This is a genomic window from Haloarchaeobius baliensis, from assembly GCF_052060055.1.
Classification (GTDB): Archaea; Halobacteriota; Halobacteria; order Halobacteriales; family Natrialbaceae; genus Haloarchaeobius; species Haloarchaeobius baliensis.
The window spans coordinates 1,258,101-1,270,445 of sequence record NZ_JBPPFR010000001.1 but is presented as its reverse complement, the minus strand read 5'-3'; the positions used below and the strand labels follow the sequence as shown (position 1 = coordinate 1,270,445).

The 12,345-nt window shown below is 66.5% G+C and carries 13 protein-coding genes; 6 read left to right on the top strand and 7 right to left on the bottom strand.

Translation table 11 applies throughout. The annotated features are described in order from the left end of the window. Position 1: 1 nt before the first annotated feature. The gene (locus ACSG06_RS06530; RefSeq protein ID WP_440989455.1) at positions 2-964 is read right to left on the bottom strand and encodes a glycosyltransferase family 2 protein; all 963 of its coding nucleotides are present in this window, start codon (positions 962-964) and stop codon (positions 2-4) included. Between the two features lie 103 nt (positions 965-1,067). Between ACSG06_RS06530 and ACSG06_RS06525 the strand changes: the two genes are divergently transcribed. The 6 genes from ACSG06_RS06525 (at position 1,068) to ACSG06_RS06500 (ending at position 7,364) form a co-directional block, all read left to right on the top strand. Beyond that, entirely contained in the window at positions 1,068-2,039 is a 972-nt protein-coding gene (locus ACSG06_RS06525; RefSeq protein ID WP_440990296.1) for a GDP-mannose 4,6-dehydratase, read from the top strand. Between the two features lie 83 nt (positions 2,040-2,122). After that, positions 2,123-3,091 (top strand): NAD-dependent epimerase/dehydratase family protein, encoded by a 969-nt coding sequence (locus ACSG06_RS06520; RefSeq protein ID WP_440989454.1) that lies wholly within the window; start codon positions 2,123-2,125, stop codon positions 3,089-3,091. A 56-nt stretch (positions 3,092-3,147) separates the two neighbouring features. Further along, positions 3,148-4,278 (top strand): DegT/DnrJ/EryC1/StrS family aminotransferase, encoded by a 1,131-nt coding sequence (locus ACSG06_RS06515; protein WP_440989453.1) that lies wholly within the window; start codon positions 3,148-3,150, stop codon positions 4,276-4,278. A gap of 97 nt (positions 4,279-4,375) precedes the next feature. Further along, the gene (locus tag ACSG06_RS06510; protein WP_440989452.1) at positions 4,376-5,338 is read left to right on the top strand and encodes a glycosyltransferase family 2 protein; all 963 of its coding nucleotides are present in this window, start codon (positions 4,376-4,378) and stop codon (positions 5,336-5,338) included. Positions 5,339-5,387: 49 nt separating this feature from the next. Further along, positions 5,388-6,113 (top strand): GNAT family N-acetyltransferase, encoded by a 726-nt coding sequence (locus ACSG06_RS06505; RefSeq protein ID WP_440989451.1) that lies wholly within the window; start codon positions 5,388-5,390, stop codon positions 6,111-6,113. 165 nt (positions 6,114-6,278) lie between these two features. Beyond that, positions 6,279-7,364, top strand: coding sequence for a glycosyltransferase family 61 protein (locus ACSG06_RS06500; protein ID WP_440989450.1), 1,086 nt, complete (start codon positions 6,279-6,281; stop codon positions 7,362-7,364). Positions 7,365-7,370: 6 nt separating this feature from the next. Here ACSG06_RS06500 and rfbB read toward each other — a convergent pair whose 3' ends face one another. The 6 genes from rfbB to ACSG06_RS06470 all read right to left on the bottom strand — a co-directional run bounded on the left by rfbB (position 7,371) and on the right by ACSG06_RS06470 (position 12,239). Next, on the bottom strand, positions 7,371-8,294 hold the full coding sequence (rfbB, locus tag ACSG06_RS06495) for a dTDP-glucose 4,6-dehydratase (RefSeq protein ID WP_440989449.1): 924 nt from the start codon (positions 8,292-8,294) through the stop codon (positions 7,371-7,373). 93 nt (positions 8,295-8,387) lie between these two features. Then, on the bottom strand, positions 8,388-8,567 hold the full coding sequence (locus tag ACSG06_RS06490) for a hypothetical protein (protein WP_440989448.1): 180 nt from the start codon (positions 8,565-8,567) through the stop codon (positions 8,388-8,390). Next, positions 8,564-9,637 carry a glucose-1-phosphate thymidylyltransferase gene (locus ACSG06_RS06485; RefSeq protein ID WP_440989447.1) on the bottom strand — a complete coding sequence of 358 codons (1,074 nt, stop codon included), beginning with the start codon at positions 9,635-9,637 and terminating at the stop codon, positions 8,564-8,566. Before ACSG06_RS06485 ends, ACSG06_RS06490 begins: the two co-directional genes overlap by 4 nt. 103 nt (positions 9,638-9,740) lie before the next feature. After that, positions 9,741-10,241, bottom strand: a complete 501-nt coding sequence (locus tag ACSG06_RS06480) for an NUDIX domain-containing protein (protein WP_440989446.1) — start codon at positions 10,239-10,241, stop codon at positions 9,741-9,743. After that, complete coding sequence (locus ACSG06_RS06475; protein ID WP_440989445.1) at positions 10,234-11,181, bottom strand: GDP-L-fucose synthase family protein; 948 nt, start codon at positions 11,179-11,181, stop codon at positions 10,234-10,236. Before ACSG06_RS06475 ends, ACSG06_RS06480 begins: the two co-directional genes overlap by 8 nt. Then, positions 11,178-12,239 carry a GDP-mannose 4,6-dehydratase gene (locus ACSG06_RS06470; protein ID WP_440989444.1) on the bottom strand — a complete coding sequence of 354 codons (1,062 nt, stop codon included), beginning with the start codon at positions 12,237-12,239 and terminating at the stop codon, positions 11,178-11,180. The genes ACSG06_RS06475 and ACSG06_RS06470 overlap by 4 nt, the downstream gene beginning before the upstream one ends. Positions 12,240-12,345 lie beyond the last annotated feature (106 nt).

Genomic DNA, 12,345 nt, shown 5'->3' with positions numbered 1-12,345 from the left:
GTCAATCAGTGGCTCCCTCGTGTCGGGTCCGCAGTACGCTCGGCCGGTCGCTTCCTTCGAACCGCCGCCACAGTCGTTCGAACGCGTGGAAGACGGCGACACCCATGTAGAAGTACACCGACCGGCACGTCGGCGCGAGTCTGACCGCCCGGTCGAACTCGGCGATGCCGTCGGCCCAGCTCCCGAGCTGGGTCCGTCGCCAGCCGACCTTCGCACGGAGCGTCGCCTCCTGGTCGGGGTACGTCCGGAATGCGTCCCCGTGTTTCTGTAGCGTTCGCCGGTGGCACTCGATCGCCTCCCGGATGCTCGCCTCGTCCTCGTCGGTGATCCGACCCGAGCCGTGCCCGACGGTGTACTTCGTGAGGACGGCCGGGACGAAGTCGACGTGGTACTCGCGAGCGAGCCGCCGGACGAAGTCACCGTCCACGCCCCGGTGGACGGCCTCGTCGAAGCCACCGACCTCGTCGAACGCCTCGGCAAGGACCAGCCAGGTCGAACCACTCCCGAGCGGCTGCCCGCCGAGCGTCTCGCGGTAGACGTCGCCGCGGAGCGTCGGCCGGTACGCCTCGACGACCGAACCGTCCTCGCAGTAGTCCATCCAGCAGTAGACCAGTCCCGGTCGGTCGGTCTCGGGTGCGCGCTCGAACCGTTCGACCTGTCGTTCGAGCTTACGCTCGGTCCAGCGGTCGTCGTCGTCGAGAAACGCGACGTACTCGCCGTCCGCCAGCTCGATGCCGGTGTTCCGGGCGGCCGAAAGATGGCGGTTCGTCTCGTGTCGGACGTACGTCAGGCGGTCGTCGTCGTACGATTCGACGACCGACGCCGTCTCGTCCGTCGATGCATCGTCGACGACGAACAGTTCGATGTTCCGGTACGTCTGTGAGAGCACGCTCTCGATGGCGTCACCGACCAGTTCAGCACGGTTGTGGGTCGTCAGGACGACGCTGATCAGCGGCTCCCTCATCACTCGGTAGGTAGCCCCTATCGCGGTGATAGGAGTTACGGAGTCCCGGGCGAGAGTATCACGATAAGTACTTGTGAGAGGCAGGGTGAACCTCAGGGAGACGATGAAGATACTGGTCACGGGCGGCGCCGGGTTCATCGGTGGGCACCTCTCCGAGGGGTTCGCCGCCGACGGACACGACGTCGTTGCCCTCGACTCCCTGTTCGACAACTACCCACAGGCCATCAAGCGTCACAACATCGAGGCGGCCCGCGAGGCCGGAGACGGATACGAGTTCGTCGAGGGGGACATCAGGGACGAGGAGACGGTCGCGGAACACGTCGAGTGGGCCGACGTCGTGTATCACCACGCCGCACGAGTCGGTGTCAGGGACAGCGTCGACCGCCCGCAGACGTACAACGAGGTCAACGTGAGCGGGACGCTGAACCTGCTCGAAGCGGCCCGCGAGACGGAGCTCGAACGGTTCGTCTTCGCGAGCTCCTCCTCCGTCTACGGGAAACCCGAGTACCTCCCGTACGACGAGGACCATCAGACGACCCCGGTGAGTCCGTACGGCGTCTCGAAGCTCGCCTCGGAGCAGTACGTCCGTATGTACGCCGAGGTGTACGACCTCCCGACCGTCGCATTGCGGTACTTCACCGTGTACGGCCCACGGATGCGACCGAACATGGCGATCAGCAACTTCGTCTCCCGGTGTTACAACGGCGAGGCGCCTGTCATCTACGGTGACGGGAGCCAGACGCGCGATTTCACCTTCGTCGAGGACATCGTCGCGGCGAACCGCGTGCTCCTCGACACCGACGCGGCCGACGGCGAGGTGATGAACATCGGGAGCACGGACAACATCAGTATCAAGGAGCTCGCCGAGACGGTCCGCGACCAGCTCGCACCGGACACGGAGCTGGAGTACGACGAGCGGTTCGCGGCAGACGCCGAACACACCCACGCGAACATCGAGAAGGCCACCGAGCACATCGGCTACGAGGCGACGACGACCATCCGCGACGGTGTCTCGGAGTTCATCGACTGGTACGAGACGAACCGCGACTGGTACGAGCCGCTCGTCCTCGGCTGACCTCGCGGAGCGAGCATCCCGCACGCCGGTTCCTCAACAGACAACATTGATTGCCCGGGTTGCCCTACCGTCGCATAGTTACAATGAAACTGCTCGTGACTGGTGGGGCCGGGTTCGTCGGCTCGCACCTCCTCCACCGGCTCGTCGACGCCGGCCACGACGTCGTCTCGTTCGACGCCTACGAGAGCTACCTCTCGCCGTCGTCGCGTCAGTACCGACCGTACCTCGACCACCGGATCGCGGGACTCGAGGACGAGGTCGAGTTCGTCGAGGGCGACACCCGCAACCCCATCGAGGTGGCACGGACGGTCGAACGCGTCCAGCCCGACCGCATCGCACACCTCGCGCACCTCCCGATCACGGGCACCTGCGAGGACCATCCCGAGGCCGCCGTCGACTCGATCGTCCAGGGGACGGTGAACCTGCTCGAGGCGGCGAAGGCGACCGACTCGGTCGAGCGGTTCCTCTACACCTCCTCCAGCATGGTGTACGGGGCGTTCCAGTACCGGCCCGCCGACGAGGAGCACCCGAGAAACCCGAAGGGGGTATACGGCGGCGCCAAGCATGCCGGCGAGACGCTGACGAAGTCGTTCTGTCGGAACAGCGACCTCGACTACACCGTCGTCCGGCCGTCGGCGGTGTACGGACCGACCGACGTGAACCGACGCGTCTCGCAGATCTTCGTCGAGCGGGCGCTCGAGGGGAAGCCGCTCGCCCTCCACGACGGTGGCCAGCAGGTGCTCGACTTCACTTACGTCGAGGACACCGCACAGGGGTTCGACCTCGCGCTCACCGAGGACGCCGCCGCGAACGAGACGTACAACGTCACCTACGGGGAGGGACGGACCGTGAAGGAGCTCGCCGAGGTCATCTCGGAGTACGTCGACGGCGTGGAGACCGAGACCAAACCTGTCGGCGACTTCCGGCCGAAGCGCGGCGCCCTGGACAATTCGAAGGCACGCGAGGAGCTCGGCTTCGAGCCGCGGTTCTCGCTGGAGGAGGGGATGGAGCGGTACGTCGAGTTCGTCCGCTCGATGGGCCTCGTCGGGTAGGCGCGGGGGGAGAGACCAAAAGCGTCTTTCTGTTCGGGTCCGAGCGCACAGTCGAGATGGAAGTTCCGCTGTGTGACCCCGATATTCGCGACGCAGAGGTAGACGCCGTCGAGGAGGTCCTCCGGTCGGGCTGGCTCGCCCACGGCCCGAAGAACGACGAGTTCGAGGAGGCGTTCGCCGAGTACGTCGGCGCCGAGCACGCCGTCTCGCTGAACTCCTGTACGTCCGCGCTGCACCTGGCGGTCGAGGCGAACGACATCACTGGCGAGGTCATCCTGCCGAGTTTCACGTGGGTCGCGTCCGCCAACGCCATCGTCACCGGCGGGGCCGAGCCCGTCTTCGTCGACATCGACCGCGAGACCCGCAACATCGACCCCGAAGCGGTCGAGGAGGCGATCACCGACGAGACGGAGGCCATCATGGTCGTCCACTACGGCGGGCTCGCCTGCGACATGGACCGCATCATGGCCATCGCCGACGAGCACGACCTGCACGTCATCGAGGATTCCGCCGAGACCATCGGGGGGACCTACGACGGTCAGGTCGCCGGGACGTTCGCGACCGGCTGCTACTCCTTCTACCCGACCAAGAACATCACGACCGCCGAGGGTGGCGTCCTCACCACCGACGACGAGGAGCTCGCCGAGGAGGTCCGGACCCTGCTCGGCCACGGCGTCCCCTCGACGACGTTCGACCGCGAGGACGCCGACAAGTCCTGGTTCCGTGCTGCGACGAAGGCCGGCTACAACTTCCGCATGAGCAACGTCCACGCCGCCCTCGGCGTCGAGCAGATGGAGCGCCTCGACGAGATGAACGAGGCCCGCCGGGAGCACGCTGCCTACTTCGACGAGGCGCTCGCGGACGTCGACGGCATCGAGACGCCGACGGTCCCCGACGGCCGCGAGCACGTCTACCAGATGTACACCGTGCTCACCGGCGACGGCATCGACCGCGGCGAACTGCTCGACCGCATGAACGACGCCGGCGTGGGTGCGTCTGCACACTTCTACCCGCCGGTGCACGAACAGCCCCGCTACGAGGGGGCGGAGTACCAGCGCCACGACCTCTCGACGACGGAGCAGGTCGCCCGCGACATCGTCACCCTGCCGATGTACCCGACGATGACGGCGGAGGAGCGCGAGTACGTCGTCGACACGCTCGTCGAGACGGTCGACGACCTCCGCTGAGACCGGTCCGGGACGGCTCCGGGCTCCGTGGCATCGAAACGGTAAAACTAGTCGCCCGGCTACGGACAGTAGAATGTCGGAGTCACCGCTGGTTTCCGTGGTCCTACGGACGTACAAACGGCCCGACATAGTCGGTCGAGCCATCGAGAGCGTCCTCGAACAGACGTACGAGAACTTCGAGCTGCTGGTGATCGACGACCACTCGCCGGACGAGACGCCCGAGATCGTCCGCGAGTACGAGGCCCAGGACGAGCGCCTGCGCTACATCCGCAACGAGGAGAACAGGGGCCACGTGACGACGCTGAACATCGCGTGTCGGGAGGCGACCGGCGAGTACGTCGCCTTCCTCGACGACGACGACGTGTGGCTGCCCGAGAAGCTGGCCGCACAGGTCGCCCGGCTGGAGGAGCTCCCGGAGGAGTACGCGATGGTCTACGGCGCGACCCGCCACAAGAAGCTCGAGACCGAGGAGACCATCACCATCTCCGACCCCGGGCTCGAAGGCGACATCTACTACGAGGTGTTGCGGCGCGGCTCGGGCAACGTGTTCGGGCCACCGTCGGGCGTGATGCTACGGACGAGGGTGCTCCAGGACCTCGGATACTTCGACGAGGAGCTCACCCGTGGTGCGGGTCAGACCCTGTTCCGGACCATCGCGAAGGAGTACAAGATCGCCTACACCGACCAGCTCTGTGTCGACTACTACATCCACGAGGAGCGGGTCACGACCATGCGCTCCGAAGAGGAGATCCGCGAGTCGATCCGCATCCACCAGCGCAAGATCTCCGACCTCGGCGACGACCTGAAGCAGGTTCCCTCCGCGTTCCGCCGGGAGTACGAACGGCTCGGCAACCTCTACTGCGTCGTCGGTGACATGGCCGAAGGGCGGCGCTGTTTCAAGCGCGCACTGCGTGAGAGCGGTATCGCAGCGACCCTCGTCCTGCGACTCGTGCTGGCGTCCCTGGGTCACCGTGTCTACACCTTCTTCTTCGATCCCGAGTTCCGCTACCGGCAGACCGCGAAGAAGTACCGCCGGTTCATCCCGTTCGACTTCGACTGAGTTCGACCGTACCGGGTGACTCTTTACCCCTGCCGCATCACTCCACCGTATGCCCGCGGAGATCCCCTGCGAGAAGCTGGCGTGGGACACCGACTTCTTCGGTTTCGGCGTCGGGAAGGTGACCGCCGAGCGCGTCGACCCCGAGACGCTGGCCGCGGTCGACGAGTTCTGCCACGAGCACGACATCGAGGTCGTGTTCTACCTCGCCGACGCGGACGACATGGAGAGCGCACACCACGCGGAGGACGCCGGCTATCGGTTCGTCGACGACAGGATCACCCTCGACCGGGACCTCGACGAGCTCCCGGAGAGCGTCGACACTCCGGCGACGTTCCGGACGGCGACGGACGCGGACATCCCGGCTCTCCGGAAGATCGCCGGCGACGTGTTCCGATACGACCGCTTCCACGCCGACCCCGGATTCGACGACGAGCAGGCCGACGAGATGCGGGCGACGTGGACCGAGAACATGTGCGGCGACCTCGGTGACAGGGTCATCGTCGCCGATATCGACGGTCGCGTCGGTGGCTTCATCGCCCTCGAACTCGACGATGGCGTCGGGAAGATCGTCCTGACCGGCGTCGACGAGTTCGCGCAGGGCGAGAACGTCGGGTCCGGCCTCACGGTCGCCGCGCTGCAGTGGTTCCGCGAGGAGGGCTGTGACTCGGCCGCCGTCGTCACACAGGGCCGGAACATCCCGGCACAGCGGATCTACCAGAAGCTCGGCTACCGGACCGCCGACTCGAAGCTCTGGTTCCACAAGTGGTTCCGCTAGCCGGCAGCCTGCTCGACTGAAAAGCTCTTTATCGTGCGCTCACCACCCTCGAAACAGTCCGTGCATCCACAGATGCGGCGACGGCTCTGGTTCGTCGCGAAACGCGTGCTGAGCTCGTCACTCGTCGATAGTGCCGTCAGACGGCGGAGTATCGGTCGACGAGACATGCTCGCAGGCGCTCACCCTGCCGTCACAGCGTCCTCCTCCTACGGAACACAGGAGACCACGCGGTTCGAAGAACCCGTCCACGTCGGTGTCCTCCCCGAGACGATCGCCGACCGTCCCGTGGAGTGGACGAGCGCAGACGCCGCGATCTGTGCAGTGACCGACGCACAGCTCGTCGGGCCCGACGGCCTGACCCTGCTGCCCGACGGCACGGTCGTCATGGAGAACTCCCTCGGCTGGTCGCTCCGGGTGCTCCTCGGCGCGGGACGGGCAGCGAAGGAACGAACGCGACCGACGTACCGGTCGGGGATGGCAGATAGACGACTCGACGAGGCCGTCTCGCTCGTCGGCGCGTGGACGGACAACTACTACCACTGGTTCGTCGACTACCTGAGCAGACTCCAGACCGTCGAGCGCTACAGCGAGGAGACCGATCGCCGCCCGACGCTCATCGTCCCACCGGAGTTCGGCGGCTGGCGGGCGGAGGCGCTCTCCTTCTTCGGTTACGACGAATCGGACTGGGTCGAGTTCGGTGGTGGCCGTCTCCACGTGGACCGGCTCCTCGTCCCGACACTCAGGCGGGACGTCGAGGAGACCGCACCCGACGTGCAGGACCTCACCTACACGGCTGCACCCTCGGCGCTGCGCTGGCTCGGCGAGGGGGGACTGGCGGCGGCCGCGGCGACCGACCCGGACCCGAGCTACGACCGTCCAGACCGGCTCTACGTCTCGCGGGAGAACACGCCGATGCGTCGCGTCGTGAACCGCAACGCGCTCGAGATGGTCCTCGACGAGTACGGCGTCAGGGTCGTCAAACCGGAGGAACGCTCGGTCACCGAGCAGGTTCGCCTGTTCCGCGACGCCGAGGTCGTCGTCGCACCACACGGCGCCGGCCTCACGAACCTCGTCTTCGGCTCGGAGCTCACCGTCGTCTCCCTGTTCGGTGACGACCACCATCCGGTGTACTACGCGATGGCAGAACAGCTGGACCACGAGTTCGCCTGTCTCGTCTGCGAGGCCGACGGCGAGGACCTCCGTGTCGACCCCGACAGGCTCCGTGAGCTGTTCGACGCAGTCGGACTGTGACGGCGGTCAGTCCAGGTAGTACTCGACCGTCGCCTCGATGCCTTCCTCGAAGGTCCACTCAGCCTCCCAGCCGAGATTCTCGACCTTCTCGGTGTTCAGCGCGTAGCGCTGGTCGTGTCCGGGGCGGTCCTCGACGAAGGTTATCTGCTCCTCGTCCGCGTCGACGAGGTCGACGATGGTCCGCGTGACCGCGATGTTCTGGCGTTCCTCGCCGCTACCGACGTTGTAGATCTCGCCGACCTCGCCCTCCCGCAGGACGAGTTCGAACGCCCGACAGGTGTCCGCGACGTAGGTCCACTCGCGGACGTTCGTGCCGTCGCCGTACACCGGGAGGTCCTCGCCGTCGGCGGCGAGCTGGACGAACTTCGGGATGAGCTTCTCCTCGTGCTGGCGCGGGCCGTAGTTGTTCGAGGACCGCACGATGACGACCGGCAGGTCGTGGGTACGCTCGTAGCTCCGGCAGAGAAGGTCCGCGCCGGCCTTCGTCGCCGCGTAGGGGTTCCGCGGGTCGAGGCAGTCGTCCTCGTCGAACTCGCCCTCGAGGATGTGACCGTACACCTCGTCGGTCGAGACCTGGAGGAAGCGGTCGACGCCGTGCTCGGTCGCCGCCGCGAGCAGGGTCTGCGTGCCGCCGACGTTCGTGTCCACGAACTCTGCCGCGCCGTCGATCGACCGGTCGACGTGCGATTCCGCTGCGAAGTTGACCACCGCGTCGGTCTCGGCCACCAGCTCGGAGACGAGGTCCGCGTCGCGCACGTCGCCCTCGACGAACCGGTGGCGGTCGTGGTCGAGCACGCCGGCCAGGTTGTCCCTGTTACCCGCGTAGGTGAGTGCGTCGAGCGTGACGACCTCGTGGTCGGTCTCGGCGATACAGTGCTGGACGAAGTTCGACCCGATGAACCCGGCGCCGCCGGTGACCAGTAGCCGCATACCTGACCCGAATCCAGCGCGAGTAATCAGTATTCTGGTCGGGAGGGACGGCCGTCACGGCCACGACGAACCGAGCGACGGGGACGGTCGAGCTCAGATGTCGTACTTCTCGGCGTGGCTCAGGACGTGCTCCTGTGCCTCCTCGGGCAGGTCCTCGAACCGCAGCACGTTCTCGCAGTCCAGCCCGGGGCACTTCTGGACCCGGTTGGACTCGAGCTCGTTCGCGGCGACGACGGTGCCACAGTCCGGACAGGTGAGCGTGTAGACCTTCATAGTCGGAGCTTGGAGTTCTCGCCGACGACGAGGCGACGGCCCTCGGGGAGCATCTCGGCGGAGGAGCCGATCGTCGTCCCCCGGCCGAGCAGGCTGTCGACGATGGATTCGTCCGTCGTGATCTCGCTCTCGCCGATGACGACGCTGTTGCCGATCTGGACGTTTGCGAGACGGCTATGCTCCCCGACAGAGGTGTAGGGACCGACGTAGGTGCCGGACTCGACGGTGACGTCGGCGGCGAGGCTGGTCGGGCCGCGGACGACCGCGCCGGACTCGATGACCGACGTCTCGTGCATATCGACCTGCCCGACGACCTCCGCACCGTCCTCGACGGTGCCGTCGCGCGAGGCGTCGAGGTCGTCGAGGACGAGCCGGTTCGCCGAGAGGATGTCCTCCGGTTTGCCGGTGTCCTTCCACCAGCCCTGGACGACGTGGGAGTCGATCGCGCCGCCCTCCTCCAGCAGGAGGTGGATGGCGTCGGTGATCTCGAGCTCGCCGCGGTCAGACGGCTCGATCGCCTCGACGGCGTGGAAGATGGCCGGCGAGAAGACGTAGACGCCGATGATGGCGAGGTCGCTCGGCGGGTCGTCCGGCTTCTCGACGAGCGAGACGATGTCGCCGTCCTCGTCGACGGTCGCGATGCCGAACTGGCTCGGGGTGTCGACGTGCTGGAGCGCCAGCCCGGCCGCGTAGTCGCCGTCACGGAAGCTGTCGACGAGTTCGGTGATGCCGTCGTTGAGGATGTTGTCGCCGAGGTACATCACGAAGTCGTCGCCGTCGACGAACTCCTCGGCGCAACCGACGGCGTGGGCCAGCCCGAGCGGGTTCCCCTGCACGATGTAGGTGATGTCCACGCCGAACTGGCTGCCGTCGCCGAGGAACGCCTGGATGGCCTCGCGGCCGACGTTGCCCAGGACGACGCCGATGTCGGTGACGCCGGCCTCGCGGAGGTCCTCGATGGCGTACTGGATGACGGGCTTGTTGGCAACCGGGACGAGCTGCTTCGGGCCGGTGTGCGTGATCGGACGCAGGCGCGTCCCCCGGCCGCCGGAGAGTATCAGCCCCTTCATCGATGGACTGACGACTGGCTCGTCGGTCGGCCGGCGATGCGATTCGTTCGGACGGACGGGACGAAGGAGGCTGTCACACCTACCGGTAGTGCCCCACGCCGACTTATAGGTGTTCGTCGGTCGGGTACGCGACGGCGTCGGCGTCCTGCAGGTACGCCGCAGTGTACTCGTGGAGATCGGTCGGGAGCTCGGCCGGCACGAAGGCACGCAGCCCGCCGTGCTGGTCGTCGAGCTCCATCTCGTCGATACCCACGTCGGTCTCGACGACGAACCCGTTGGCGAGGTAGTGCTTGCCGCCGACGCCGTCCAGTTCGGCCTCGTGGTACAGGTGCTCGTACGCGCCGAGTGCCTCGACGACCTCGACCTCGACGCCGAGCTCCTCGCTCGCGACGCGGCGGGCGGCGTCGACGAGCCGTTCGTGCTTGTGGACGCGGCCGCCGGGGACGAACCACTCGCCCTTCGCCGGCTGGTTCGTCCGCTTCCCGAGGACGATTCCGTCGGGCGAGCGCACGACGAGGTCGATCGAGACGATGGGGACGTTCCGGACGACGGTCTCCCACTCCTCGTCGGGGATACGGTCGTGCTTCGGCGTGAACTCAGACATACTCGGACTCGTTCTCGAACCACTCGACGGTGTGCTCCAGCCCCGTCTCGAAGTCGGTGGTCGCCTCCCAGTCGAAGTACTCCTTCGCACGGGAGGTGTCGAGACAGCGCCGCATCTGCCCGTCGGGCTTGGACGTGTCCCACTCGACCTCGCCCTCGAAGTCGGTCACGTCGGCGATGGTCTCGATCAGCTCGCGGATGCTGATCTCCATCCCGCTCCCCAGGTTGACCGGTTCGCTCCGGTCGTACTCCTCGGTCGCGTCGAGGATACCCTCGGCGGCGTCCTTCACGTAGAGGAACTCGCGGGTCGGTTCGCCGGTCCCCCAGGCGGTGATGCTGTCGTCGCCGCGTTCACGCGCCTCCACGCACTTCCGGATGATGGCGGGGATGACGTGCGAGCTCTCCAGGTCGAAGTCGTCGCGGGGACCGTAGAGGTTCACCGGCATCAGGTAGATGCTGTCGAAGTCGTACTGCTTGCGGTAGGCCTTCGACTGCGTGAGCAGGGCCTTCTTCGCGATGCCGTAGGGCGCGTTCGTCGGCTCCGGGTAGCCGTCGAACAGGTCGTCCTCGGAGAAGGGGACAGGTGTCTCCTCCGGGTACGCACAGATGGTGCCGAGGATGGTGAACTTCTCGACGCCGAACTGGCGTGCCTGTTCGATGAGTTCGATGCCCATCACGGCGTTGTCGTAGAAGTACCGGCCGGGATTCTCGCGGTTGGCACCGATGCCACCGACCGTCGCCGCGAGGTGGATGACGACGTCGGGGTCGGCCTCCTCGAGTGCACGCCGGATGTCGTCGCGGTTCCGGAGGTCGTACTCGTCGCTCCGCGGGACGAACACGTCGACGCTCTCGGAGCGCGACTCGAGGTCGTCGACGAGGTGACTGCCGAGGAAGCCCGCACCCCCGGTGACCATCACCGACCTGCCGTCCCAGTAGCTCATCGCCAGTCCACCCGACCGAGCCACCGCTGCTCGTGTTCGGCGTACCACTCGATGGTGCGGCGGATCCCCTCCTCCCAGCTCACCTGCGGCTCCCAGCCGGTCTCCTCGGTCAGCTTCTCGTGACCGACGAGCAACTCCTCGACGTCGCTGTCGCCCGGCCGATAGCGGTCCTCGTCCTGGACGATCTCGGGATTGTCCCAGTAACCCTCCTCGGTCCCGACACGGAGGATGGTGTCCGCCCACTCCTGCATCGAGACGTTCTCCCCGTAGCCGTAGACGTACTGTTCGCCGGGGTTGCCGCCGAGTGCCACGTGCAGGTGACCGCGGACGCCGTCCTCGACGTAGCACATGTCGCGTTTCGGCGTGAGGTTGCCGAGTTCGACGTGGTCGCGCTTGAGCGCCTGCGAGATGATGGTGCCCGTGATGTAGCGCGGGTTCTGCCGCGGCCCGTAGTTGTTGAACATCCGCGTGGTGACGGTGGGCACGTCGTAGGCGTCGTGGTAGTTCATCGTCAGGAAGTCGGCCGCCAGCTTCGACGTGGCGTAGATGCTCGTCGGGTTGACGGGCGAGCGCTCGGAGAGCAGGACGCGGCCGTCGTCGACGAAGTCGTGGTGGTCGCGGACCTCCTCTTTGACGTTGCCGTACTCCTCGGAGGTGCCGGCGGTGTCGAACTTCGCGATGTCGAGGTCGAGGTCGACCACGGACTGGAGGAGGTTGAGCGTCCCTACGACGTTCGAGTCGACCGTCTCGTACGGGCGTTCCCAGGATTCGCCGACGTGAGCCTGCGCTCCGAGGTGGAAGATGAGCGAGTCGGAGTGGCCCTCGAGCGCGGAGAGAGCACGTTCGACGGAGTGCTTGTCCCGCAGGTCCCCCCGGTGGACGGTGATGTCCTCCGAGAGGTGACGGATGTTGTTGAGTTCGCCGCTCGACGTCGCACGGACGAACACGTGGACGTTCGCGTCGTACTCGACGAGTGTATCGACCAGATGACTGCCGACGAACCCGTCCGCGCCGGTGACGAACACCGTGCGTTCGGCGAGTTTCGAGGATAGGTCCATTGTCAACCTCTCGATGGCCATCCCATATATGCTTTCATATCTCCCAGAACCGCCCCTGAGGGCCGATAGAAGAGCTTTCCGGCCGATTCAGCGATTCGGCCGTTTC

Bases quoted from the DNA above. Each gene is read 5' to 3' on its own strand.
- ACSG06_RS06530 (WP_440989455.1), bottom strand. From the start codon at position 964: ATGAGGGAGCCGCTGATCAGCGTCGTCCTGACGACCCACAACCGTGCT.
- ACSG06_RS06525 (WP_440990296.1), top strand. From the start codon at position 1,068: ATGAAGATACTGGTCACGGGCGGCGCCGGGTTCATCGGTGGGCACCTC.
- ACSG06_RS06520 (WP_440989454.1), top strand. From the start codon at position 2,123: ATGAAACTGCTCGTGACTGGTGGGGCCGGGTTCGTCGGCTCGCACCTC.
- ACSG06_RS06515 (WP_440989453.1), top strand. From the start codon at position 3,148: ATGGAAGTTCCGCTGTGTGACCCCGATATTCGCGACGCAGAGGTAGAC.
- ACSG06_RS06505 (WP_440989451.1), top strand. From the start codon at position 5,388: ATGCCCGCGGAGATCCCCTGCGAGAAGCTGGCGTGGGACACCGACTTC.
- ACSG06_RS06500 (WP_440989450.1), top strand. From the start codon at position 6,279: ATGCTCGCAGGCGCTCACCCTGCCGTCACAGCGTCCTCCTCCTACGGA.
- rfbB (WP_440989449.1), bottom strand. From the start codon at position 8,294: ATGCGGCTACTGGTCACCGGCGGCGCCGGGTTCATCGGGTCGAACTTC.
- ACSG06_RS06490 (WP_440989448.1), bottom strand. From the start codon at position 8,567: ATGAAGGTCTACACGCTCACCTGTCCGGACTGTGGCACCGTCGTCGCC.
- ACSG06_RS06485 (WP_440989447.1), bottom strand. From the start codon at position 9,637: ATGAAGGGGCTGATACTCTCCGGCGGCCGGGGGACGCGCCTGCGTCCG.
- ACSG06_RS06480 (WP_440989446.1), bottom strand. From the start codon at position 10,241: ATGTCTGAGTTCACGCCGAAGCACGACCGTATCCCCGACGAGGAGTGG.
- ACSG06_RS06475 (WP_440989445.1), bottom strand. From the start codon at position 11,181: ATGAGCTACTGGGACGGCAGGTCGGTGATGGTCACCGGGGGTGCGGGC.
- ACSG06_RS06470 (WP_440989444.1), bottom strand. From the start codon at position 12,239: ATGGACCTATCCTCGAAACTCGCCGAACGCACGGTGTTCGTCACCGGC.